Origin of the sequence: Pseudomonas sp. NFACC46-3 (genome assembly GCF_900114515.1) — a bacterium.
Classification (GTDB): domain Bacteria; phylum Pseudomonadota; class Gammaproteobacteria; order Pseudomonadales; family Pseudomonadaceae; genus Aquipseudomonas; species Aquipseudomonas fluorescens_Q.
Window position 1 is genome coordinate 43,443 of sequence record NZ_FOTH01000021.1, and the last position, 24,412, is coordinate 67,854.

Sequence of the window (24,412 nt, forward strand, 5' to 3'; positions counted from 1 at the left end):
AGTGTCAGTCGCCATTGAGGTTGGCTGTTGCACCGCTATCGCGAGCAAGCCCGCTCCCACAGAGTTTTTGCAGTGTATTTGTAGGCCTTGTCCATCAGGCATAATCGCCCCAATCCAAACAACAAGGACGAGGCCCGTGAGTTCAGTAAACAAATCGATTTTGTTGGTCGACGACGACCAGGAGATTCGCGAACTGCTGGACACCTACCTCAGCCGTGCGGGGTTCCAGGTGCGGACCACGCCTGATGGCGCCGGGTTTCGCCAGGCGCTGAACGATGCGCCGAGCGACCTGGTGATCCTCGATGTGATGCTGCCCGATGAAGACGGCTTCAGCCTTTGCCGCTGGGTTCGCCAACACCCACGCCAGGCTCATGTGCCCATCATCATGCTCACCGCCAGTTCCGACGAAGCCGACCGGGTCATCGGCCTTGAGCTGGGCGCCGATGATTACCTGGGCAAGCCTTTCAGCCCGCGTGAATTGCAGGCGCGCATCAAGGCACTGCTGCGCCGGGCGCAATTCGGCCAGGAACGCTCCGGCGGTGAAGTGCTGGCCTTCGATGAATGGCGGCTGGACATGGTCAGCCATCGGCTGTTCCACACCGACGGTGAAGAAGTGATTCTCTCCGGCGCCGACTTCGCCCTGCTCAAGTTGTTTCTCGACCATCCCCAGGAAATCCTCGACCGCGACACCATCGGCAATGCGACCCGCGGTCGTGAGCTGATGCCCCTGGACCGGATCGTCGACATGGCGGTCAGTCGTCTGCGTCAGCGCTTGCGTGACACCGATAAGCCGCCGCGGCTGATTCGCACGGTGCGTGGCAGCGGTTATCAGCTGGCGGCCAGTGTGGTTGCCAGCAATGGTCATTGACTGGATCAAAAAAGTCGCCCGACGGGTGCCGGTACCGCGCTCGCTGCTGGGACGGATGCTGCTGCTGACCTTGCTGGTGGTGCTGTTCGCCCAGACCTTGTCCAGCCTGATCTGGGTCTCGCAGTTGCGCGCCACCCAGCTCGAAGGCCTGGTCACCAGTGCCCGCAGCCTGGCCCATTCGATGACCGCCAGCGTCAGTTATTTGCGTTCGCTGCCGGTGGCTTACCGGCCGCTGGTGCTGGATCAGTTGCGCAGCATGGGCGGTACGCGATTTGTCGTCACGCTCAACGACAAGCCCCTGGGCATGGACGTGTTGCCGATCACGCCGCGCAAACTGGCGGTGCTCAAGGCGGTGGACGATGTGTTGCGCCGGTCGTTGGGCAGTAACGCCGACATATCGGTGAATTTTGTCAGCCCCGACGACCTGCGAATTTTCAACGCTGGGCTCAAACTCGATGAACTGCCCCGTTCGTGGGCTCACTACGCCTTGACCCTGGAACCGGTGAACCCGCCGGTGCTGGTCACGCAGATCCAGATGGCGCCGGGGGAGTGGTTGTACATCGCCTCGCTGCTGCCCGAACCTTACACCAGCCTCGAAGAGCAGGACCTGCCTACGCAACAGGTGGGTTTCATCGTGCTTACCAGCAGCTTGTTATTGCTGTTCATCGGCTTGCTGGTGCACTGGCAGAGCCGACCGCTCAAGCGTTTGGCCCGGGCCGCGCGGGACATGTCCCTGGGTGCCGAAGTGGAGCCGGTGGCCGAGGGCGGCGGCAGCGAAGTGGTGGAAGTGGGGCGGGCGTTCAATGCCATGCGCGAACGCATCAGCCGTTACCTGACCGAACGCAGCCAGTTATTCAGCGCGATTTCCCACGACTTGCGCACACCGATCACCCGCTTGCGCTTGCGGGTCGAGCTGTTGGAAGACGAAAACCTGCAGGCCAAGTTTGGTCGTGACCTGGATGAGTTGGAGTTGTTGGTCAAAGGCGCGCTGCAATGCGTCAAGGACACCGACATCCACGAAAACATCGAGCCGGTGGACCTCAATCATGTGCTCGATTGCCTGGTCGAACCTTACCTGGCGCCCAACGGCAACGGTCGGGTGACCCAGGATGGCCGGGCGCTGGCGCCGTATCCGGGCAAGCCACTGGCGCTCAAGCGCTGCATCGGCAACCTGATCGACAATGCCTTGAAATACGGGCAGAACGCCCACCTGCACATCGATGACGATGAAACCGCCTTCATCCTGCACGTCGACGATGAAGGCCCCGGCGTGCCGGAACAGCGCCTGGAGCAAGTCTTCGAACCGCACTTTCGCCTGGCCGGGCAACAGCAGGGCTATGGCCTGGGCCTGGGCATCGCCCGCAATATCGCCCACAGCCATGGCGGCGAAGTGAGCCTGCAGAACCTGCGTGAAGGGGGGTTGCGGGTGACCCTGCAATTGCCTCGTTCAACTGACTGATCGTTCCCACGCTCTGCGTGGGGATGCCTCAACGGACGCTCTGCGTTCGGCTTTAAAGGGGATGCAGAGCGTCCCGGGCGGCATTCCCACGCGGGGGGAACGATCATCAATGTCACAAGTCGGTGACATAACTCGCGTCTTTCGTTACCTGCCACTCCTCATCCCTTGTTTAGACTCCCTGCGTCAAAACAACAAAAAAGGTACCACCCAATGGACACCTTCCAACCGGCCTTCAGCAATTGGCTGAACGCCCCTGCCCACCAGCAATGGCTTGCCGACGAAGGCTTGCGGCTGCTGGCGTTCGCCAAGGCATCGAAGCTGCCGGACGGCTTTGGCAACCTGGACGAGCTGGGGCGCCTGCCGGCCAATGCACGGGCCGAAACCATGAACACCGCGCGCATGACCCACAGCTTTGCCATGGCCCACATCCAGGGTCTGCCGGGGTTTGCCGAGCTGGTGGATCACGGTGTCCAGGCGCTGAGCGGCCCCTTGCGCGACGCCGAGCACGGTGGCTGGTTTGCCACGACACGGCCTGATGAAGATGGCGCGGGCAAGGCGGCCTACTTGCATGCATTCGTTGCCCTGGCGGCCAGTTCCGCGGTGGTGGCCCAGCGGCCCGGCGCTGCGGCGTTGCTGGACGAAGCGGTGCGAATCATCGATGAGCATTTCTGGAGCGAAGAAGAGGGGGCACTGCGCGAATCCTTCAACCGCGACTGGACTGAGGAAGAGGCCTATCGCGGCGCCAACAGCAACATGCACGCCACCGAAGCGTTCCTGGCCCTGGCCGATGCCACCGACGACCCGCGCTGGCTGGCTCGCGCCCTGCACATCGTCGAACGGGTGATCCACGGCCATGCCGCCGCCAACGACTACCTGGTGGTGGAGCATTTCGATCGCCACTGGCAGCCGCTGCGCGAATATAACCAGGACAATCCTGCCGATGGTTTCCGTCCCTACGGCACCACCCCTGGCCACGGTTTCGAATGGGCGCGACTGCTGCTGCACCTTGAGGCGGCGCGCGTCCAGATCGGCATGCTGACCCCGGGTTGGCTGGCCCAGGACGCACAAAAACTCTTCGATCAGAACTGCCGCCACGGTTGGGGCGTCGACGGTGCGCCGGGCATTGTCTACACCCTGGATTGGGACAACCGCGCGGTGGTTCGCCATCGACTGCATTGGGTCCACGCCGAAGCGGCGGCCGCTGCCAGCGCCTTGCTCAAGCGCACCGACGAGGCGAAGTACGAAGCCTGGTACCGGCGCTTCTGGGAGTTCTGTGACAAACATTTCATCGACCGCTGCAACGGCAGCTGGCATCACGAACTCGATCCGCAAAACCGCCCCAGCGCCGACATCTGGCCAGGCAAGCCGGACCTGTATCACGCCTGGCAGGCGGTGTTGATTCCGCGCCTGCCCTTGGCACCGAGCATGGCGTCAGCCCTGGCGCGGTTATCCAGTCCTTCGCCTGTGTAACCATGTCGTGACATTTGCACGTCCCTTCGTTACCTGCGAAGGGATTCCCTCTGATTAGAATCCATGCAGCGCAAGCACCAGACTTGCATGCATAACAACAAGAAAGGTAATTCTAGATGAATGCGATTTCTCGCCTCGCTACTGTCATTTCTCTTGCTTCCCTGCTTCCCGTCGCAGCCTTCCCTGTCAGCACCCTTGCCGCCGAATCCAAAGGTTCCGTGGAAGTCGTCCACTGGTGGACGTCGGGTGGTGAAAAAGCCGCGGTCGATGTGCTCAAGGCCCAGGTAGAAAAAGACGGCTTTACCTGGAAGGACGGCGCTGTCGCCGGTGGTGGCGGTTCCACTGCCATGACCGTGCTCAAGAGCCGTGCCGTGGCTGGTAACCCGCCTGGCGTCGCCCAGATCAAGGGCCCGGACATCCAGGAATGGGCGTCCACCGGGCTGCTCGACACCGACATCCTGAAAGATGTTGCCAAGGCCGAGAAGTGGGACAGCCTGCTCGACAAGAAAGTCTCCGATACCGTGAAGTACGACGGTGACTACGTCGCCGTGCCGGTGAACATCCACCGCGTCAACTGGCTGTGGATCAACCCGGAGGTCTTCAAGAAAGCCGGCATCACCAAGAACCCGACCACCCTCGAAGAATTCTATGCAGCCGGCGACAAGCTCAAGGCCGCGGGCTTCATTCCGCTCGCCCACGGTGGCCAGCCTTGGCAGGACAGCACCGTGTTCGAAGCCGTGGTGCTCTCGGTCATGGGCGCTGATGGCTACAAGAAAGCCCTGGTCGACCTGGACAACAAGGCCCTGACCGGTCCGGAGATGATCAAGGCACTGACCGAGCTGAAGAAAGTCGCGACCTACATGGACGCCGACGGCAAGGGCCAGGACTGGAACCTGGAAGCGGCCAAGGTCATCAATGGCAAGGCCGGCATGCAGATCATGGGTGACTGGGCCAAGAGCGAGTGGACCGCGGCGAAGAAAGTCGCCGGCAAGGACTACGAGTGCGTGGCCTTCCCGGGCACCGACAAGGCCTTCACCTACAACATCGACTCCCTGGCGGTGTTCAAGCAGAAAGACAAAGGCACTGCGGCCGGTCAGCAGGATATCGCCAAGGTCGTATTGGGCGAGAACTTCCAGAAAGTTTTCAGCATCAACAAAGGCTCGATCCCGGTTCGTAACGACATGCTGGCCGACATGGCCAAGTACGGTTTCGATTCCTGCGCCCAGACCGCTGCCAAGGACTTCCTGACGGACGCCAAGTCTGGCGGCCTGCAACCGAGCATGGCGCACAACATGGCGACCACGTTGGCGGTACAGGGTGCGTTCTTTGACGTGGTGACCAACTACATCAACGACCCGAAAGCCGACCCGGCCGATGCCGCCAAGAAACTCGGCGCTGCGGTTCAGTCTGCGAAGTAATTAGCGCCGCTTCCCTTGTGGGAGCTTTTGTGGTGAGGGGATTTAGCGAAACGTCGCACCGCCCCGAAAAGTCGCAATGGCGGAGTGTCAGAAACACCGCATGCAATGGCTTTGCGGCTGCTTCGCAGCCGATCGGGGATAAATCCCCTCGCCACAGAGCTCGCTCCCACAAAGGGATGCCCTTGTAACCTTGTTTTGGATCTTCCCATGAGTTCTGTTGCTGTGTTCAGCAAGGCCTCGCCGTTCGATGCATTGCAGCGCTGGCTACCAAAACTGGTGCTGGCGCCGAGTATGTTCATCGTCCTGGTGGGCTTCTATGGCTATATCTTGTGGACGTTCGTCCTGTCGTTCACCACTTCGACGTTCCTGCCGAACTACAAGTGGGCAGGCCTGGCGCAATATGCCCGGCTGATGGACAACGATCGCTGGTGGGTGGCGAGCAAGAACCTGGCATTGTTCGGCGGCCTGTTCATCGGTATCACCCTGGTGATCGGCGTGTTGCTGGCGGTGTTCCTTGACCAGCGCATTCGCCGCGAAGGTTTTATCCGCACGATTTACCTTTACCCGATGGCGCTCTCGATGATCGTCACCGGTACAGCCTGGAAATGGCTGCTCAACCCGGGCATGGGCCTGGACAAATTGTTGCGTGACTGGGGTTGGGAAGGCTTCCGCCTGGATTGGCTGATCGACCCGGATCGCGTGGTGTACTGCCTGGTGATCGCTGCGGTGTGGCAGGCCTCGGGCTTCATCATGGCGATGTTCCTGGCCGGCCTGCGGGGTGTCGATCAATCGATCATCCGTGCCGCGCAGATCGATGGCGCGAGCATGCCGCGCATCTACTGGAAAGTGGTGCTACCGAGCCTGCGCCCGGTGTTCTTCAGTGCCGTGATGATCCTGGCGCATATCGCGATCAAGAGCTTCGACCTGGTGGCCGCGATGACGGCCGGTGGCCCGGGTTATTCCTCCGACCTGCCAGCGATGTTCATGTACTCCTTCACCTTCAGTCGCGGCCAGATGGGCATGGGCTCGGCCAGTGCAATCCTGATGCTTGGTGCGATCCTCGCAATCATCGTGCCTTACCTGTACTCCGAGCTGAGGACCAAGCGTCATGACTAGTCTCGCTGCCAAACCTTCCATCAGCCTGAGTCGCATCGCCATCTACGCGGTGCTGATCCTCGCCGTATTGCTTTACCTGGTGCCGTTGGTGGTCATGCTGTTGACCAGCTTCAAGACGCCGGAAGACATCAGCACCGGCAACCTGCTGAGCTGGCCGACCGTGGTCAGCGGCATCGGCTGGGTCAAGGCCTGGGCCACGGTGGACGGCTACTTCTGGAACTCGATCAAGATCACCGTCCCGGCGGTGCTGATCTCCACCGCCATCGGTGCCTTGAACGGCTACGTGTTGTCGATGTGGCGTTTTCGCGGTTCGCAGTTGTTCTTCGGTCTGTTGCTGTTCGGGTGCTTCCTGCCGTTCCAGACCGTCCTGCTGCCGGCCTCGTTCACCCTCGGCAAGATGGGCCTGGCCAGCACCACCACGGGCCTGGTGTTCGTGCATGTGGTCTACGGCCTGGCATTCACCACGCTGTTCTTCCGCAACTACTACGTCAGCATTCCCGACGCGCTGGTCAAGGCTGCGCGGTTGGACGGTGCGGGGTTCTTCACCATTTTCCGGCGGATCATCCTGCCAATGTCCACCCCGATCATCATGGTCTGCCTGATCTGGCAGTTCACGCAGATCTGGAACGACTTCCTGTTCGGCGTGGTGTTCTCCAGCGGTGATTCGCAACCCATCACGGTAGCGCTGAACAACTTGGTCAACACCAGTACCGGGGCCAAGGAATACAACGTGGACATGGCGGCGGCGATGATCGCCGGGCTGCCGACCCTGCTGGTCTATGTGGTCGCAGGCAAGTATTTCGTGCGCGGCCTGACGGCCGGCGCAGTCAAGGGGTAATCATGGCAACGCTTGAACTTCGCAACGTAAACAAGACTTATGGTGCCGGCCTGCCGGACACCCTGAAGAACATCGAGTTGTCGATCAAGGACGGTGAGTTCCTGATCCTGGTCGGACCTTCGGGCTGTGGCAAGTCGACGCTGATGAACTGCATCGCCGGCCTCGAGACCATCACTGGCGGCGCGATCATGATCGGCGATCAGGATGTCAGCGGCATGAGCCCGAAAGATCGCGACATCGCCATGGTGTTCCAGTCCTACGCGCTGTACCCGACCATGAGCGTGCGCGAGAACATCGAGTTCGGCCTGAAAATCCGCAAGATGAACCAGGCCGCCATCGACGAAGAAGTCACCCGCGTGGCCAAGCTGCTGCAGATCGAACACCTGCTCAATCGCAAGCCCGGCCAGCTTTCCGGCGGCCAGCAACAGCGCGTGGCCATGGGCCGGGCGCTGGCGCGGCGGCCGAAGATCTACCTGTTCGACGAACCACTGTCCAACCTCGACGCCAAGCTGCGGGTCGAGATGCGCACCGAAATGAAACTGATGCACCAGCGCCTGAAGACCACCACGGTCTACGTGACCCACGACCAGATCGAAGCCATGACCCTGGGCGACAAAGTGGCGGTGATGAAGGACGGGATCATCCAGCAGTTCGGTACGCCGAAAGACATCTACACCAACCCGGCCAACCTGTTCGTGGCGAGCTTCATCGGTTCGCCACCGATGAACTTCATCCCGCTGCGCCTGCAACGCAAGGACGGTCGCCTGCTGGCGCTGCTCGACAGCGGCCAGGCCCGTTGCGAGTTGCCAATGGGTATGCAGGACGCCGGCCTGGAAGACCGCGAAGTGATCCTGGGCATGCGTCCGGAGCAGATCATGCTGGCAGGCAGCGAGCCCAACGGTTTGCCGACCATTCGCGCCGAAGTCCAGGTCACCGAGCCCACCGGGCCGGACACCCTGGTGTTCGTCAATCTCAACGACACCAAGGTCTGCTGCCGCCTGGCGCCGGACGTGGCACCGCAGCCGGGGGAAACCCTGACGCTGCAATTCGATCCGTCGAAGGTGCTGCTGTTCGACGCGCAGTCCGGTGAACGCCTGGGCGTGGCTGGCCAGCCGCAAGCCGATGCTCGGTCGGCGAACGTGGCGCAGTTCAAAGGCCGATGAAGAACAAATGAGGGAGTCAACGTGCTCCCACAAAGAAGGAGTATGCGGTGAGTGGGGGACCACCCGCCGCAATCGTTGTAAACCGCGTTAGATAAAAACAGTTAATAACAATAAAGACGAGGATGTAGGGATGAAGAAGAAAAATAACGCCCAGCTTATCTGCCAGTTGTCAGCCGTTGCGGCGATGATGCTGGCCGGTAGCGCACAGGCTGCCGACGCCTTCAGCGCCGATTCGCCGTGGATGACGGGTGACTGGGGTGGTAAGCGTACCGAGCTGATCGAGCAGGGTATCGACATCAAGGCCGACTACGTCGGTGAAGTCGGTGGCAACCTGCATGGCGGCTACAACAACGACAAGACCGCGCGTTATTCCGACCAGTTTGGCCTGGGCGTGGCGCTGGACCTGGAAAAGCTGTGGGGTTGGGATAACACCCAGGCCAAGATCCAGCTCACCAACCGTAACGGTGAAAACATTTCCAACGACCGTGTCGGCGACCCGCGTGCCGGCACCTTGAGTTCTTCCCAGGAAGTCTACGGCCGTGGCCACATGGTCCGTCTGACCCAGTTGTGGATCAAGCACCAGTTCCTCGACGGCAAGCTGGACGTCAAGGCCGGTTACTTCGGCGAAGGCGAAGACTTCAACACCTTCCCTTGTGAATTCCAGAACCTGGCCTTCTGCGGTTCCCAAGTGGGTAACTGGGCGACCGGCATCTGGTACAACTGGCCCGTCAGCCAGGCCGCGATCCGCGTGAAGTACAACCTCACGCCTGAGTTCTATGCGCAGATCGGCGCATACAACCAGAACCCCTCGCAACTGGAACACGGCAACGGCTTCAAACTCAGCGGCAGTGGTACCAAGGGCACCGTGATTCCGGTCGAATTGGTCTGGTCGCCGAAGGTCAACAACCTGCCGGGTGAGTACCGTGTGGGTTACTACAAGAGCACGGCCGATGCCAATGACGTCCGTGAAGACGACAACGGTGACGATGCCGCGACCACCCTTAACGCCTATCGCAGCCACGATAGCAAGCACGGCTACTGGTTCGTGGCACAGCAACAACTGACCACGCACAACGGTGACGCGTCCCGCGGCCTGAACATCGCCGCCAACGCGACCTTCCACGATAAGGACACCAACATCGTCGACAACTACCAGTCGCTGATGTTCGTGTACAAGGGGCCCTTCGATGCGCGTCCAAAAGATGACATCGGCATCGGTTTTTCCCGCATCCATGTCAACGAAGACGTGAAGAAAAACGCCGAGCTGACCAACGCGGCCAATGGTGTCACCGATTACAACGATCCGCTGTTCGCACCGTTGCGTAGCACTGAGTACAACTACGAACTCAACTACGGTGTCCACGTTACCAACTGGCTGACTGTGCGTCCTAACCTGCAATACATCACTCACCCGGGCGGTGTGGATGAAGTCGACAACGCGCTGGTGGCCGGCCTGAAAATTCAGTCGGTGTTCTAACGCTGTTGCGATAAGCTCCTCTCTATGTGCGCATATTTGCGGACGGCCATGGCTGTCCGCTTTTTTTTGGGGAGCATAGGGTCAGTGCGAAGCCTGTGGCGAGGGAGCTTGCTCCCGCTGGGTTGCGAAGCGACCCCAAAACCATTCACTGCGGTGCGTCAGCCAGACCGCATTTGCCTCGTTTACGACTGCTTCGCAGTCGAGCGGGAGCAAGCTCCCTCGCCACAAAATAGTGTCGTACATAGTTGAGTATTCAATGATCTCCAGGACCGCGGCCCATGCATGAGCATCCGCTACAACGCTTTTTCAGATCCTTGCGCGAACGCCCGGTGTTCGCGTGGGAGCGCTATCGGCAGCGCGATGTGTTGGTGATCGATCACCCGTTGTGCCAGGCGGTGTTCAGTCGCCAGGGCGCACAGTTGCTGCATTTTCAGCCCAAAGGCCAGAAGCCCTGGTTGTGGTGCGCGGCCAAGTGGCCGCAAGTCGGTGCGATACGCGGCGGGGTACCGGTGTGCTGGCCTTGGTATGGTCGGCATCCCAGCGAAAATGCCTGGCCGTCCCATGGTTGGGCGCGGCTGATCGATTGGAAACTGCTCGACAGCCGCAGTGATGACGAGGGCGTACACCTGCATTGGCAGTTGCAACTGTGCGACTGGCAGGTGGACCTGCATGCCGATCTGGGTGAAAGGATGGAACTGCGCTTGAGCACCGAGCACCAGGACAGCCTGCCATGCCAGTTGAGCCAGGCCTTGCACGCCTATTGGCGTATTGGTGATGTCGGTGAGGTAGCGCTGTCTGGCCTGGAGGGCGCACAGGGCTACGACCAGTTGAACCGTGCGGTTTGCCAGCAGGAAGGCGAGTTGCGGGTCGAGGGCGGTTGCCAGCGGGTGTTCCAGCATGAGGGGGAATTGCAGCTCAAGGACCACGCCTGGCAGCGCGAACTGCGCATCGACACCGGCGACAGCGCCGACACCGTGGTCTGGCATCCCGGCGCGCGACCGTTGCTGGGGGTGAGTTGGGATGAGGTCAGTGAATTCGTCTGCGTCGAAGCGGCCAGTGGCGGCACCGACAGCCTGTGCCTGGCGCCGGGGGAGCGGGCGCACCTGAGTTTGCAGGCACGGATGGGGGCTTAACTCTGGATCGTTCCCACGCGGAGTGGGAACGATCAGGCAGCGAGGCTTCTGGATCGGTTCAGTTGAACTCATCCCCCACCGGATACCGGCTGGCATTCAGACTTTCCTTGATCTTGCGCAGATGCGGCTGGAAGTCCACGCCCCGACGCAGGGTCATGCCGGTGGCGAGCACGTCCAGTACGGTGAGCTGGATGATCCGTGAGGTCATCGGCATATAGATATCAGTGTCTTCGGGCAGGGGGATGTTCAGGCTCAAGGTGCTGGCCTTGGCCAGTGGCGAGCCTTCGGCGGTCAGGCCCAGCACCGACGCGCCGTTTTCCCGGGCGATGCGCGCCACTTCCACCAGCTCACGGGTACGACCGGTGTAGGAAATGATCACGAACAGTTCACCTGTATGGGCCACGGACGCGATCATGCGCTGCATCAGTACGTCGGCGTGCGCGGTCACTGCCAGGTTGAAGCGGAAAAACTTGTGCTGGGCATCCAACGCTACCGGGGCGGAGGCGCCGAGACCGAAGAAGTGGATCTGCCGGGCCTGGATCAGCAGGTCCACGGCGCGACTGATCAAATTGGGATCAAGGGCCTGGCAGGCGCTGTCCAATGAGGCAATGGCACTGCCAAAGATTTTCCGGGTATAGGCTTCCGGGTTGTCGTCGGCTTCCACCGCACGGCTCACATAAGCAGCGCCACTGGCCAGGCTTTGGGCCAGTTGCAGCTTGAGTTCCGGGTAACCGCTGACGCCGAACGAGCGGCAGAAACGGTTGACGGTCGGTTCACTGACCGAGGCCGCCTGGGCGAGGGCGGCGATGCTGAAGCGGGTCGCCTGCTGCGGGTTGAGCAGGATGATCTCGGCCACCTTGCGTTCGGCCTTGTTCAGGTCTTCAAGGCGACTCTGGATCTGTTCCAGTAAATTTCGCACGCGGTCCATACAAGATTCCTAGGAAGACGGGTCTTTGATACGACCCTTTGCGGTGGCCTATCCTACTGATGGCTCCGACGGACCACCACTCGGAATCGGTGTTTTCGAAAAATGTTGTGGTTATTACTACATTTTTCCTTGAGTGATACCTTGAAAAAAGGTATTTGTAGTTTAACTTGATAAAAGAACAAACATCATGCCTTCGATTACGGTTGAACCGTGCACCTTTGCCTTGTTCGGCGCGTTGGGCGATCTGGCCTTGCGCAAGCTCTTTCCTGCCCTGTATCAGCTCGATGGCGCCCAATTGTTGCACGAGGACACGCGAATCATTGCGCTGGCCCGTGAACCCGGCGGCGAGCAGCAGCACCTGGCGTTCATCGCCGCCGAACTGCGTCGCTACGTCGGTGAAAAAGACCTGGACGAAGCCGTACTCGAGCGCTTCCTGGCACGATTGACCTACCTGCACGTGGATTTCCTCAAGGCCGACGATTACGTCGCCTTGGCCGAAGCAGCCGGTTCGACCCAACAGGTCATTGCCTATTTCGCCACCCCAGCGGCGGTGTATGGGGCGATCTGCGAGAACCTGGCGAAGGTTGGCTTGAGCGAAAACACCCGTGTCGTGCTGGAGAAGCCCATCGGCTCGGACCTGGAGTCTTCGCGCAAGGTCAACGACGCCGTGGCGCAGTTCTTCCCGGAAAACCGTACCTATCGCATCGACCATTACCTGGGCAAAGAGACGGTCCAGAACCTGATCGCGCTGCGGTTTGCCAACAGCCTGTTCGAAACCCAGTGGAACCAGAATTACATTTCCCACGTGGAAATCACCGTGGCCGAGAAGGTCGGTATCGAAGGCCGCTGGGGCTATTTCGACAAGGCTGGCCAACTGCGGGACATGATCCAGAACCACCTGTTGCAGTTGCTGTGCCTGATCGCCATGGACCCACCGGCCGACTTGTCTGCCGACAGCATCCGTGACGAGAAGGTCAAGGTGCTCAAGGCACTGGCGCCGATCAGCCCGGAAGGCCTGACCACCCAGGTGGTGCGCGGCCAGTACATCGCCGGCCACAGCGAGGGCAAGTCGGTGCCTGGCTACCTCGAAGAACCCAACTCCAACACCCAGAGCGACACCGAGACGTTCGTCGCCCTGCGCGCCGACATCCGCAACTGGCGCTGGGCCGGGGTGCCATTTTACCTGCGTACCGGCAAGCGCATGCCGCAAAAGCTGTCGCAGATCGTCATTCACTTCAAGGAACCGTCCCACTACATCTTCGCGCCCGAGCAGCGCTTGCAGATCAGCAACAAGCTGATCATCCGCCTGCAACCGGACGAAGGGATTTCCTTGCGCGTGATGACCAAGGAGCAAGGCCTGGACAAGGGCATGCAATTGCGCAGCGGTCCGCTGCAACTCAACTTCTCCGATACCTATCGCAGCGCGCGGATACCCGATGCCTACGAGCGGTTGTTGCTGGAAGTCATGAACGGCAATCAGAACCTGTTTGTCCGTAAAGATGAAATTGAAGCCGCGTGGACGTGGTGTGACCAGTTGATCGCCGGATGGAAGAAATCCGGCGATGCGCCCAAGCCGTATGCGGCTGGGTCCTGGGGGCCGATGAGCTCCATTGCACTGATCACGCGGGATGGGAGGTCATGGTATGGCGATATCTGAAGTGAAACTGCCGCAGGGCGTTAGCGCCCATGAGTTCAAGAACCCGGTGGTGCTGGCCGAAGGGCTGGCGCTGAACGTGGCCGAGCAATTGCGCAATGCAATCGACGCACGCGGTGCGGCGACCCTGGTGGTCTCCGGTGGCCGCAGCCCGGTGGCGTTTTTCCAGCACCTGGCCAAGCAGGCGCTGGACTGGTCCAAAGTGGTGGTCAGCCTGGCCGATGAGCGCTGGGTTCCGGTTGAACACGCCGACAGCAACGCCGGCCTGCTCAAGCGTTACCTGCTGCAAGGCGCGGCGGCCAAGGCCCAGTTCCTGAGCCTCTACAGCGCCAGCAGCAACCTGGAAGCGGCTGCCGAACAGGCGGATCGCTTGCTGGCCGAGCTGCCGCCCATCGACGTGCTGGTCTTGGGCATGGGCGATGACGGACACACCGCCTCGCTGTTCCCTGGCAGCCCGAACCTGGCCCAGGCACTGGATGCCAATGGCACACGTCGCTGCTGGCCGATGCTGGCGCCGACCGTGCCGCACCAGCGCTTGACCATGAGCCGCGCCTTGCTGGCTTCGGCGCAACACAAAGTGTTGTCGATTTCCGGTCAGTCGAAATTGACCACCTTGAACGCTGCGGTGGCAGGTGACGATGTCGCCAAAATGCCGATCCGCGCGTTCTTGCAACCTACGTTAGAGATTTACTGGTGCCCATGAACCAAGGATCAGCCGCTATGACAAACCCATCCCCGACCGTTTCCATGGCGGACAAAGTTGCCCTGATCGACAGCCTCTGCGCCAAGGCGCGGATCCTGCCGGTGATCACCATCGCCCGTGAACAGGACATCCTGCCACTGGCCGATGCCCTGGCTGCCGGTGGCCTGACGGCGCTGGAAGTGACACTGCGTTCCCAATACGGCCTCAAGGCCATCCAGGTGCTGCGTGAGCAGCGTCCGGAACTGGTGACCGGTGCCGGCACGGTGCTTGACCGTCACATGCTGGACGCCGCCGAGGCCGCCGGTTCGCAGTTCATCGTCACTCCGGGCATCACCCGTGATCTGCTCGAGGCCAGCGTCTACAGCCCTATCCCGCTGCTGCCCGGCATCAGCAACGCCTCGGGCATCATGGAAGGCTACAGCCTGGGCTATCGTCGCTTCAAACTGTTCCCGGCCGAAGTCAGCGGCGGCGTCGCGGCCATCAAGGCCTTGGGTGGCCCGTTTGGCGAAGTGAAATTCTGCCCGACCGGCGGCGTGAGCCCGGCCAACATCAAGAGCTACATGGCGTTGAAAAACGTGATGTGCGTGGGCGGAAGCTGGATGCTTGATCCTGAATGGATCAAGAACGGCGACTGGGCCCGCATTCAGGAATGCACCGCCGAGGCCTTGGCACTGCTGGACTGATTGTTTTACCGAACCTCGTTGGGTGTTCTACGGTTTTACGGTGCGCTTGGTCGGCGCGCCGTTTTTTTTTGCCCGGGTTTTTATGGCAGCACAAAATTCCGGTGGCGAGGGAGCTTGCTCCCGCTGGGGTGCGCAGCGGCCCTGGAGTCCGGCGACGCAGTGGATCAGGTTGATTGAGTGAGCTTGAGAGGGGGCTGCTGCGCAGCCCAGCGGGAGCAAGCTCCCTCGCCACAAAAGCTCAAAAGCTCAACTATGTTCGGCTCAGATGGATCAGTGCCTGGGTCAACCGCTCGATATCACTCGCCAAGGTCATCAATCCTGGGGTAATGCGGATGCACGGTCCGACGCTGGTATTGCGTACCACGGTGAAGATCCCATGGTCGTTGAGCAATCGATCGGCCATCGCCCGTTGATCGGCCTGGGCGGTGAAGCGCATCGCGGTGATCCCGCAATAGAGACGCCGGTCATCCGGAGTCATGACTTCGATGCCCGGCACATCGCGCACGGCGCTCACCCACAGGTCACGCAGATAACAGAGGCGCGCGCCTTTGGCCGAAGCGCCACCCAGGGCCTGGTGTTCTTCGAAGACCAGCGGCAGGGTGAGCAAGGCAGGGATGTTGGGTGTGCTGTGGGGCGTGCGCGAGCGGACGTCGGTGGCGGGGTAGCTGCCTTCGTCCATGTCCGGGTCGATGTCGGCCAAGCGCTGCGGGGCGATGTACAGAAACCCCTGGGAGAGGGGCCCGCCGATCCACTTCTGCAGGTTGAAACCGGCGAATTCGATCCCGAGCTTCTTCAGGTCGAAATCGATCTGGCCCAGGGCATGGGCACCGTCGAGGATGATATCGACGGCGAACTCGCGGGCACTCTCGGCAATGGCCTGGACCGGCATCACCAGTCCGGTGAGATGGTTGACGTAAGTCAGCGCCATCAACTTGATGCGAGGGTAGCGAATGAACGCTTCGCGATAAGTGCCCACCAGGCTTTCGAAACTGGCAGGGTGCTGGTGGACGATCTCGATTACCTCCACGCCACGCTGGCGGGCCAGCCAGCGCACTGCGCTCTTGACCGAGGCATATTCCAGGTCACAGATCAGCACTTGATCGCCTGGCTTGAGGCCGTTGTAGTTGCGAATCAGCGTCTGCAAGGCATCCACCGCGCTACCGGCCAATGCCACGCTCTGGGGGGATGCGTGGATCAGCCGGGCCACCTGTCGACGAATGGCTTCGCCGTGTTCACGGTCGAAATGCTGGCGCACGTACACCGAGTTGCCCCGGTTGATGAACTCGATGTTGCGCTGGTACTCCTCCACCACGGTGCGGGACATACGCCCGAAGTAACCGTTTTCCAGGTTGAGCGGCCCGGCGGGATCGACGTCGTAGCGGCCGACAAACGTCTGCCAGAAAGCTTCATCATGGGCGCGTAGTGTGTTTTCGGGCATGACAGGGGGCTCAACTGGTCAGGGGCGAGGCTTGGGTTTGCCGTGTTTGGCACGCAAGGGATCGAGCAGGTCCGACAGCCCGTTGTGATCGATTTCCTGCATCAGTGCCAGCAAACCCCCCAGTTCACCGTGAGGAAAACCCTCGCGGGCGAACCAGTTCAGGTATTGACCGGGCAGGTCAGCCAGGATTCGACCCTTGTATTTGCCGAACGGCATTTGACGCGTGATGAGCAATTCGAGCTTTTCCGGGTTCATGGCAATCGTCTGATTCAAATCTGCCTCGAAAATACAGGCATTCTGCATGCAGGCCAAATGACAGATCATGCAAATAACGCGGATAGAGTTTTCTTGTTTTTTGTTAACTGACTGATTTTAAAGGAAATTAACGAGATTCTTTGACTGGCATGGCCGATGCAACATCCCTTGCAGGTTTTTTATTCACCAAGCAAAGGAACTGAAAAATGACTGACATCAACAAAGAATCCATCTCCGTCTTGAACGACCTGATCGAGACCAGCAAAGATGGCCAGGAAGGCTTCAAGACCTGCGCTGAAGACATCAAGCATCCAGAACTCAAGGATCTGTTCGTCAAGCGTGCCGCCGATTGCGCGACTGCGGCAGCCGAGCTGCAAGCGGCCGTACGTTCCTTGGGCGGCGATCCGGAAACCTCCACCAGCGTTGCCGGTGACCTGCACCGTCGTTGGGTCGACGTGAAATCCATGTTCACCGGCAAGGATGAAGAAGCCGTGCTCAACGAAGCCGAGCGTGGCGAAGACCATGCGCTCAAGGCTTACAAAGAGGCGCTGGAAAAAATCACCAAGCACAACCTGGTCGGTATTCGTGACCTGGTCGAGCGTCAGTACCATGGCGTTCAACGCAACCATGATCAGGTCAAGGCCCTGCGTAACCAGGCGCGCGCCAGCTAAACACGGGTCCTGACCTGAAAAAACGCCAGCTTGCCTGGCGTTTTTTTATGGCAAGAATTTTATCCCGTGGCGAGGGAGCTTGCTCCCGCTGGACTGCGGAGCAGGCCCAAAAAGAGGGTCGCTTCGCAACCCAGCGGGAGCAAGCTCCCTCGCCACAAAAGCGCTTAGGTTTATGTCTTGGCAAACAGCTCTGGACTCGCATAGTTAGCTAGCTAATAATTGGCGCCTGCCAACCACCCCATATTGCATCTATCGTTATTGCGTCCCCCCAGAAGAGCCTCTTACGTGCCCATTACCTTCCAGGCCTTGTTTGCCCCCGACCGTCTCGCTTTGCAGTTCGCCATCAAGACGGTGCTTGGCGCTGGGCTGGCGTTGTGGCTGGCGCTGCGCTGGGGGCTGGAGCAGCCGTCATGGGCGCTGATGACCGCGATCATCGTCGCCCAGCCACTGTCCGGGATGGTGGTGCAGAAGGGGTTGGCACGATTGGTCGGCACGCTGGTAGGCACCGTCATGTCGGTGGTGTTCATGGGCCTGTTTGCCCAGGCGCCCTGGTTGTTCCTGCTGGCCTTGGCGCTCTGGCTGGGGTTGTGCACAGCCTGTTCGACGTTGCTGCGCAGCGCCTGGTCGTATTCGTTCGTGCTGGCCGGTTACACGGTGGCGATCATTGCCTTGCCGGCCATTTCCCATCCGCTGGGTGTGTTCGACCAGGCGGTGGCGCGTTGCACCGAGATCAGCCTGGGCATTGTCTGCGCCACGGCGGCCAGTGCCTTGCTCTGGCCGTTGCGGGTCGAGCGGCAACTGGCCGGTCAGGCCCTTGCTGCCTGGCAGAGCGGCATGCAGGCCGCCCGTGCGACCCTGGCTGGTGATGTCCAGGCGCGAAAAGGGTTGCTGGAAATTCTGGGCAGGATCGTCGCGGTGGATGCCCAGCGCGAACATGCCTGGTTCGAAGGCAGCCGTGGCCGACAGCGAGCCCGGGCCATCAGCGGCTTGAGCCAGAAATTGCTGATGCTGCTGCGCCTTTCGCGCTCGGTGCGGCGGCAGTGGAAACAGCTCGATCCCGAGGAGGCCGAGGCTCTCCAGCCATGGATGAACGAGGTACAGCAGGCCCTCGACGCCGACAGTGCGACCCTGCAAGCCTTGCGCCCCCGGGTATGGAATGCGTCTCACGATTCGCAGATCAGCTCGGCGCAAAGCTACTGCCTGGCGCGGTTCGCCTTGTTGCTCGATACCGCCCTGGCCGCCTGCGCAGCCCTGACGGCGGTGCAGGAGGGCCGGGAGGCGGCGGATCCACCGCGAACCCTGGCGCCTCATCGTGATCTGTCCCTGGCCATGGTCTTTGGTGCTCGCAGCGCGCTGGCGTTCCTGGCGGTGGCCTGTTTCTGGCTGGCGACAGCCTGGCCCGCCGCTTCGGGCGCGTTGGTGCTGACGTGCGTGGTGTGCAGCCTGTTTGCCAGTCGCGAAAACGGCGCGCAGATCGGCATGAGTTTTCTACGGGGCATTCTGTTGGCCGTGCCGACGGCGTTCGTGATCGGTGAGCTCCTGCTCCCGCAATGGAGCAGTTTCGCGATGCTCTGCATGGCCATGGGCGTGCCGTTGTTTTTCGGCGCGCTGGGTATGGCCAAGCCGCAGATATTCGCCACGGCGACGTCGTTCTGCCTGCATTTCGTGGTGTTGATCTCACCGCTCAATGCCATGAAGTACGACGTCGCGGCGTTCTTCAACAACGCCCAGGCCATGATGATTGGCGTGGGCGCTGCGGTACTGGCCTTCAATCTGCTGATTTTGCGCAACCCGGCCTGGCACAGCCGCCGCCTGCTGGCCGCGACCCTCCACGATCTGGTGCGCCTGACCCATCGCAGCCTGCGTGGCGCCGAGAGCTGGTTCGGCGGGCGCATGGCCGACCGGCTGCTGCAACTGGCGCGGCATTACCCTGAATTGCCGGTGCAGGCGCGCAGCCGCTGGGATGATGGTTTGCTTGGCCTGGACATTGGCGATGAACTGTTGCATTTGCGCCTGAGCCTGGCCGTCGCCCAAGTGCCTGATACCCGGGCTCAGCGTCGTTATTTCGAAGCGCTGGAACAGGTGCTCGAACACGGCCCGACCGGTGACCAGGCCGATGCGCTGGCCCCAGCGAGCGCCGAGTTCCTGAAAGTCTTGTCGACCCAGCCGCCCGGTGATGCATTGAAGCTGGCCCAGGGCGCGGTGGTGCAATTGCAAAACAGCTGGCGCGCCTGGTGCCACCAGCACGAACCTGAACGACGGGAGCACAGCCATGGGCTTGCGTGAGTGGTCGATTGGCGGGGTGTTGCTTAGCCCGTTCCTGATTTATGTGGTGCTGGCGTTGCTGGTGACCGGTGCGTTGCGCCTGTTGCTCAGCCTGGTGCCGGCCGGGCGCTGGATCTGGCATGAAGCCTTGTTCGACTGCGCCCTGTATGTCTGTGTCCTGACCGTTATTACCGTGGTCCTCGGGCCGCTATAGGAGTTGAACATGCGTACATCCGTACGTGTCGCCGTCACGCTGTGCATGGTGGCCGTGGCGATCTTCGCCGGGTTTCACTTGTGGCAGTACTACATGCTCACACCCTGGACCCGCGATGCGCGGATCCGCGCCGACGTAGTGGTGATTGCACCCGACGTGTCGGGTTGGGTGCGCGAGCTCAAGGCGGTGGATAACCAGCAGGTCAAGGCCGGCGATGTGTTGCTGAATATCGACCGTGAGCGTTTCGAGGCGGCCCTGGAGAAGGCTCGGGCGGTGGTGCAGACGCGTCAGCAGCAACTGAGCTTGCGCGAGCACGAAGCCAGCCGCCGCGCCGCCCTTGGGCCTCAGGCCATCAGCGCCGAGCTGCGGGAAAACGCCCAGATCAACGCCGGCATCGCCCGAGGCGAACTGCGCGAAGCCCAGGCCGAGGCCAAGGTCGCCGAACTGAACCTGGCGCGCAGCCAGGTCCTGGCCCCACGCAACGGCCACATCACCAACCTGCGCCTGGCCGAAGGCAACTACGTGAATGCCGGGCAGCCGGTGATGGCGCTGATCGACGACTCGACGTTCTATGTGCAGGCCTATTTCGAAGAAACCAAGCTGCCGAGGATCCGCGTAGGCGATCCGGTCAAGATCTGGCTGATGAGCGCCGGCCATGCGCTGGAGGGCCATGTCGAAAGCATCAGCCGTGGCATTACCGACCGCAACACCAATCCCGATGCGCAGTTGCTGGCGGAGGTTGAGCCGACCTTCAACTGGGTGCGCCTGGCCCAGCGGATACCGGTGCGGATCAAGTTGGACAAGGTGCCGGAGGGTGTGAACCTGAGCGCCGGGATGACGGCGAGCGTGCAGGTGCGTGAAGACCATCAGTAATTGCCGCGCCGCGTTCCCTGTGGCGAGGGAGCTTGCTCCCGCTGGGGGCGAAGCCCCCCAAAAAAGCCACCGCATTTGAACTGCTCAAACGCGGTCGCTTTTTTTACGACGGCTTCGCCGCCGAGCGGGAGCAAGCTCCCTCGCCACAAGTGAGTTTGAATCAACCGACGGTGATCGCCGGCAACGTCGGCAAGGTCACGGTCTGCTGCTTGCGCGGTGCGAGGATTTCGGCCTCGCCGTCCACCACCAGCTCGTCGCGCTGGTTGAACACACGTGTGGCGATGCGCACACGGAATTTCGGCAGTTTTTCCAGGATCTCCAGGCGCACGGTCAGGGTGTCGCCGATTTTCACCGGTTTCTGGAAGCTCATCTGCTGGCCGATATAGATCGTGCCCGGCCCAGGCAACTCGCAGGCTACCGCCGCGCTGATCAGCGCACCGCTGAACATGCCATGGGCGATGCGCTCCTTGAACATGCTCGCGGCGGCGAACTCGGCGTCCAGGTGCACCGGGTTGTGATCGCCCGACATCGCGGCGAACAGCTGGATGTCACGCTCTTCGACAGTCTTGCTGTAGCTGGCGGTCTGGCCGATTTCGAGGGCTTCGTAAGGGGTGTTGGTAACCTGGGTCATTTGTTTCAAATCCTGTGAAGGAGTAAAGGATAAATGCTGCAAGCCTACTCGCTGCGTGGCGGCCGCTTGTGGCTCAGGGCCTGGGCAATCCAGGCCAGCACGTCGGCGGTCACTTCATCGCGGTTGGTTTCATTGAACAGTTCGTGTCGGGCCTGCGGATAAATCGTCAATTGCAGGTGCCGGATGCCGGCGTCACGCAAGGCGTCGGCCAGATCCTTCAGACGCTTGCCTTCGCTCACCGGATCACATTCGCCACCGATCACCAGCAGGGGCAGGCCCGGATCGATCTGGGCGAGATTGGACGCTTTGCTGATTTGCTGCAACCCGCCGAGCAGGTCGACCCACAGTTGATTGGTGCAGCGAAAGCCACACAGCGGGTCGTGGACGTACTTGTCGACTTCGACCGGGTCGCGGCTGAGCCAGTCGAAGGGGGTGCGCGTGGGTTTGAATTTCTTGTTGAAGCTGCCGAACGACAGCCACTCGATCAACGCGCTGCGCCCCGTGGCACCCTGGCGCCAGCGTTCGAAGCGGGCGATCAGGCGAGCGCTGCGGTAGAGCGTCACCGGCTGAAAGTTCGAGCCGCTGAGAATCGCCCCGTGCAGGCTGGCGCTGTGATGCAATAGGTAACCCTGGGCGATGTAGCTGCCCATGCTGTGACCCAGCAGCAGGATGGGGGTATCGGGATATTGCTGGACGATATGGTGGTTGAGGCTGGCCAGGTCGCCCACGACCTTGGTCCAGCCGTCCTCGTCGGCAAAATGGCCGAGAATCGCTTCCTCGCCGCTCTTGCCATGGCCGCGCAGGTCCACAGCGCAGACACCATAGCCTTCGTCGCACAGTGCCTGGGCCAGGCGGGCGTAGCGGCCGCTGTGTTCGGCCATGCCGTGAGCCAGCATGATCACCGCCAAAGGGGCGGTTTCGGGCAGCCACTGGTTGACGAACAGGCGGCTGTGGTCGGTCGCGGTCAGCCAGAACGTTTGGTGGATCATGGCGATTCCTTTGCACAAAGTCAGACGCAGCGTCGCTGCATTGTATAGCGCATCCGCTGCGTCTCGCCTGATCAGGCTATGCCATGGCAAGAAGATTCACACAATCTATGACGCAGGTTGCCATATTTGCCTGATTGGCCATAGCTGCTAGTGTCCCAGGAGCTCCGCCTCTGCAAGCGATACAGAGGCGGCCCGGACATGCTCAGGTAAAGAGGACAAAAACAATGCAGCCTGATTTCTGGAATGACAAACGCCCGGCCGGGGTGCCCCTGGATGTTGACCTTGGGGCCTACAAGTCGGTGATCGAGGTGTTCGAACGTTCCTGCAAGAAATTTGCCGACCGTCCGGCGTTCAGCAACATGGGGGTGACCCTCACCTATGCCGAGCTGGAGCGCTACAGCGCGGCTTTCGCCGGCTACCTGCAAGCCCATACCGACCTGGCGCCAGGTGATCGAATCGCGGTGCAGATGCCCAACATCCTGCAATACCCGATCGCCGTGTTCGGTGCCTTGCGCGCCGGGCTGATCGTGGTCAACACCAACCCTTTGTACACCGCGCGGGAAATGCGTCATCAGTTCAAGGACTCCGGTGCCCGGGCGCTGGTGTACCTGAACATGTTCGGGCAGAAAGTCCAGGAGGTGTTGCCCGATACGGACCTGCAGTACCTGATCGAAGCGAAGATGGGCGACCTGATGCCCACCGCCAAGGGCTGGCTGGTCAACACGATGGTGAGCAAGGTCAAGAAAATGGTCCCGGCCTATTCGCTGCCCCAGGCCATTTCCTTCAAGAGCGCCTTGCGCCTGGGACGCGGCCAGGGCATCAAGCCGCTGAAAGTCAGCCTCGACGATATTGCGGTGTTGCAATACACCGGCGGCACCACCGGGTTGGCGAAGGGCGCGATGCTGACCCACGGCAACCTGGTGGCCAACATGCAACAGGCCCGGGCCTGCCTGGGGCAGCTCGGCGATGACGGCCATCCGCTGTTGCGCGAGGGCCAGGAGGTCATGATCGCACCGCTGCCGCTTTACCATATCTATGCGTTCACGGCGAACTGCATGTGCATGATGGTGACCGGCAACCACAACGTGCTGATCACCAATCCGCGGGACATCGGTGGTTTCATCAAGGAACTGAAGAACTGGCGTTTCTCGCTGCTGCTGGGGCTCAACACGTTGTTCGTGGCCTTGATGGACCATCCGGATTTCAAGACCCTGGATTTTTCCAACCTCAAGGTCACCAACTCAGGTGGCACGGCGCTGATCAAGGCCACCGCCGAGCGTTGGGAGCAGATCACCGGGTGCGGTATCACCGAAGGTTATGGCCTGACCGAAACCTCACCGGTGGCCAGTGCCAATCCTTACGGCGGCAAGTCCCGGCTGGGCACGGTGGGGATGCCGGTGCCGGGCACGCTGATGAAAGTGATCAACGACGATGGCGTCGAGCAGCCCCTGGGCGAGCGCGGCGAGCTGTGCATCAAGGGCCCGCAGATCATGAAAGGCTACTGGAACAAGCCTGAGGCCACGGCCGAAGTGCTGGACCACGAGGGCTGGTTCAGGTCCGGCGATATTGCGGTGATCGACCCGGACGGTTTCGTGCGCATCGTCGACCGCAAGAAGGACATGATCATTGTCTCGGGCTTCAATGTGTACCCCAACGAGATCGAAGATGTGGTGATGGCCCATCCCAAGGTGGCCAACTGTGCGGTGATCGGCGTGCCGGACGAACGCTCGGGGGAGGCGGTGAAGCTGTTCGTGGTGGCGCGCGAAACCGGCGTCAGCCTTGAAGAACTCAAGGCCTACTGCAAGGAGAACTTCACCGGCTACAAGATACCCAAGCACATCGTGTTGCGGGACTCATTGCCGATGACCCCGGTGGGCAAGATCCTGCGGCGGGAGCTGCGGGATATCGCCTGAGGCCAGAGAGGTCCAGTAGAACCCCCTGTGGGAGCGAGCTTGCTCGCTCCCACAGTTTTTTGGGTATCCAGGGCGATTCAGATGGTGTTTGGAATTTTTACTCTAAAAATGACTATGAATAATTCATGAGTCATGTTTGTGACTGTGGGGGCTGCTTTTGGCTCTAGTCGGCCCCCGGCAAAGCTGCTACTCTCGGCGCGCTTTTGTGACTTCTCGGCCTTGATTCAAGCCAGATTCACCAATAAACACACAC

General features: G+C 61.0%; 22 protein-coding genes. 17 read left to right on the plus strand and 5 right to left on the minus strand.

Annotation, left to right across the window (positions count from 1 at the left end; translation table 11 throughout):
• The first annotated feature begins 136 nt into the window (after positions 1 to 136).
• From BM300_RS20000 to BM300_RS20040, 9 genes are all read left to right on the plus strand, one after another.
• Positions 137 to 868: a response regulator gene (locus BM300_RS20000; protein ID WP_003184616.1), complete on the plus strand. Its 732-nt coding sequence runs from the start codon at positions 137 to 139 to the stop codon at positions 866 to 868.
• Positions 858 to 2,327 carry an ATP-binding protein gene (locus BM300_RS20005; protein ID WP_092144238.1) on the plus strand — a complete coding sequence of 490 codons (1,470 nt, stop codon included), beginning with the start codon at positions 858 to 860 and terminating at the stop codon, positions 2,325 to 2,327. Before BM300_RS20000 ends, BM300_RS20005 begins: the two co-directional genes overlap by 11 nt.
• A 210-nt stretch (positions 2,328 to 2,537) precedes the next feature.
• Entirely contained in the window at positions 2,538 to 3,797 is a 1,260-nt protein-coding gene (locus BM300_RS20010) for a D-mannose isomerase (RefSeq protein WP_092463771.1), read from the plus strand.
• Between the two features lie 116 nt (positions 3,798 to 3,913).
• A complete protein-coding gene (locus BM300_RS20015; RefSeq protein ID WP_092223146.1) occupies positions 3,914 to 5,215 on the plus strand; it encodes an ABC transporter substrate-binding protein in 1,302 nt (433 codons plus the stop codon).
• Positions 5,216 to 5,422: 207 nt separating this feature from the next.
• Positions 5,423 to 6,331, plus strand: a complete 909-nt coding sequence (locus BM300_RS20020) for a carbohydrate ABC transporter permease (protein WP_003198535.1) — start codon at positions 5,423 to 5,425, stop codon at positions 6,329 to 6,331.
• Positions 6,324 to 7,169, plus strand: coding sequence for a carbohydrate ABC transporter permease (locus tag BM300_RS20025; protein WP_003198539.1), 846 nt, complete (start codon positions 6,324 to 6,326; stop codon positions 7,167 to 7,169). The genes BM300_RS20020 and BM300_RS20025 overlap by 8 nt, the downstream gene beginning before the upstream one ends.
• Before the next feature lie 2 nt (positions 7,170 to 7,171).
• Positions 7,172 to 8,332 carry an ABC transporter ATP-binding protein gene (locus tag BM300_RS20030; RefSeq protein ID WP_072348860.1) on the plus strand — a complete coding sequence of 387 codons (1,161 nt, stop codon included), beginning with the start codon at positions 7,172 to 7,174 and terminating at the stop codon, positions 8,330 to 8,332.
• Positions 8,333 to 8,462: 130 nt separating this feature from the next.
• A complete protein-coding gene (locus BM300_RS20035) occupies positions 8,463 to 9,809 on the plus strand; it encodes a carbohydrate porin (protein WP_092144244.1) in 1,347 nt (448 codons plus the stop codon).
• 278 nt (positions 9,810 to 10,087) lie between these two features.
• On the plus strand, positions 10,088 to 10,942 hold the full coding sequence (locus BM300_RS20040; RefSeq protein WP_092223144.1) for a D-hexose-6-phosphate mutarotase: 855 nt from the start codon (positions 10,088 to 10,090) through the stop codon (positions 10,940 to 10,942).
• Positions 10,943 to 11,000: 58 nt separating this feature from the next.
• Here the strand turns inward: BM300_RS20040 and BM300_RS20045 are convergent, their stop codons facing one another.
• Positions 11,001 to 11,861 (minus strand): MurR/RpiR family transcriptional regulator, encoded by an 861-nt coding sequence (locus BM300_RS20045; protein WP_170842276.1) that lies wholly within the window; start codon positions 11,859 to 11,861, stop codon positions 11,001 to 11,003.
• Between the two features lie 196 nt (positions 11,862 to 12,057).
• Here BM300_RS20045 and zwf point away from each other — a divergent pair, with 196 nt between their 5' ends.
• The 3 genes from zwf to BM300_RS20060 are packed head-to-tail and all read left to right on the plus strand — an operon-like array spanning position 12,058 to position 14,910.
• Positions 12,058 to 13,527 (plus strand): glucose-6-phosphate dehydrogenase, encoded by a 1,470-nt coding sequence (gene zwf, locus BM300_RS20050; RefSeq protein ID WP_060738865.1) that lies wholly within the window; start codon positions 12,058 to 12,060, stop codon positions 13,525 to 13,527.
• A complete protein-coding gene (gene pgl, locus BM300_RS20055) occupies positions 13,514 to 14,227 on the plus strand; it encodes a 6-phosphogluconolactonase (protein WP_092346775.1) in 714 nt (237 codons plus the stop codon). The genes zwf and pgl overlap by 14 nt, the downstream gene beginning before the upstream one ends.
• Positions 14,228 to 14,244: 17 nt before the next feature.
• Entirely contained in the window at positions 14,245 to 14,910 is a 666-nt protein-coding gene (locus BM300_RS20060; protein WP_013692437.1) for a bifunctional 4-hydroxy-2-oxoglutarate aldolase/2-dehydro-3-deoxy-phosphogluconate aldolase, read from the plus strand.
• A gap of 250 nt (positions 14,911 to 15,160) precedes the next feature.
• On the opposite strand, the gene BM300_RS20065 is transcribed toward BM300_RS20060, so the two are convergent.
• Both BM300_RS20065 and BM300_RS20070 read right to left on the minus strand, forming a co-directional pair.
• Entirely contained in the window at positions 15,161 to 16,348 is a 1,188-nt protein-coding gene (locus BM300_RS20065; RefSeq protein ID WP_092223139.1) for an aminotransferase class V-fold PLP-dependent enzyme, read from the minus strand.
• 18 nt (positions 16,349 to 16,366) lie between these two features.
• Positions 16,367 to 16,603: a DUF3820 family protein gene (locus BM300_RS20070; protein ID WP_014336924.1), complete on the minus strand. Its 237-nt coding sequence runs from the start codon at positions 16,601 to 16,603 to the stop codon at positions 16,367 to 16,369.
• 206 nt (positions 16,604 to 16,809) lie between these two features.
• Here BM300_RS20070 and BM300_RS20075 point away from each other — a divergent pair, with 206 nt between their 5' ends.
• The 4 genes from BM300_RS20075 to BM300_RS20090 all read left to right on the plus strand — a co-directional run bounded on the left by BM300_RS20075 (position 16,810) and on the right by BM300_RS20090 (position 20,626).
• Positions 16,810 to 17,274 (plus strand): PA2169 family four-helix-bundle protein, encoded by a 465-nt coding sequence (locus BM300_RS20075; protein ID WP_063322630.1) that lies wholly within the window; start codon positions 16,810 to 16,812, stop codon positions 17,272 to 17,274.
• A 285-nt stretch (positions 17,275 to 17,559) separates the two neighbouring features.
• Positions 17,560 to 19,560, plus strand: coding sequence for an FUSC family protein (locus BM300_RS20080; RefSeq protein WP_092144252.1), 2,001 nt, complete (start codon positions 17,560 to 17,562; stop codon positions 19,558 to 19,560).
• Positions 19,547 to 19,753, plus strand: coding sequence for a DUF1656 domain-containing protein (locus BM300_RS20085; RefSeq protein WP_003198565.1), 207 nt, complete (start codon positions 19,547 to 19,549; stop codon positions 19,751 to 19,753). The genes BM300_RS20080 and BM300_RS20085 overlap by 14 nt, the downstream gene beginning before the upstream one ends.
• Before the next feature lie 9 nt (positions 19,754 to 19,762).
• Positions 19,763 to 20,626, plus strand: coding sequence for an efflux RND transporter periplasmic adaptor subunit (locus BM300_RS20090; protein ID WP_092144254.1), 864 nt, complete (start codon positions 19,763 to 19,765; stop codon positions 20,624 to 20,626).
• Between the two features lie 160 nt (positions 20,627 to 20,786).
• Here BM300_RS20090 and BM300_RS20095 read toward each other — a convergent pair whose 3' ends face one another.
• Positions 20,787 to 21,257 carry a MaoC family dehydratase gene (locus tag BM300_RS20095; RefSeq protein WP_014336929.1) on the minus strand — a complete coding sequence of 157 codons (471 nt, stop codon included), beginning with the start codon at positions 21,255 to 21,257 and terminating at the stop codon, positions 20,787 to 20,789.
• A 44-nt stretch (positions 21,258 to 21,301) separates the two neighbouring features.
• Positions 21,302 to 22,246: an alpha/beta hydrolase gene (locus tag BM300_RS20100; RefSeq protein WP_092144256.1), complete on the minus strand. Its 945-nt coding sequence runs from the start codon at positions 22,244 to 22,246 to the stop codon at positions 21,302 to 21,304.
• A gap of 224 nt (positions 22,247 to 22,470) precedes the next feature.
• Here BM300_RS20100 and fadD2 point away from each other — a divergent pair, with 224 nt between their 5' ends.
• On the plus strand, positions 22,471 to 24,159 hold the full coding sequence (gene fadD2, locus BM300_RS20105; protein WP_063322625.1) for a long-chain-fatty-acid--CoA ligase FadD2: 1,689 nt from the start codon (positions 22,471 to 22,473) through the stop codon (positions 24,157 to 24,159).
• The last annotated feature ends 253 nt before the right edge of the window (positions 24,160 to 24,412 follow it).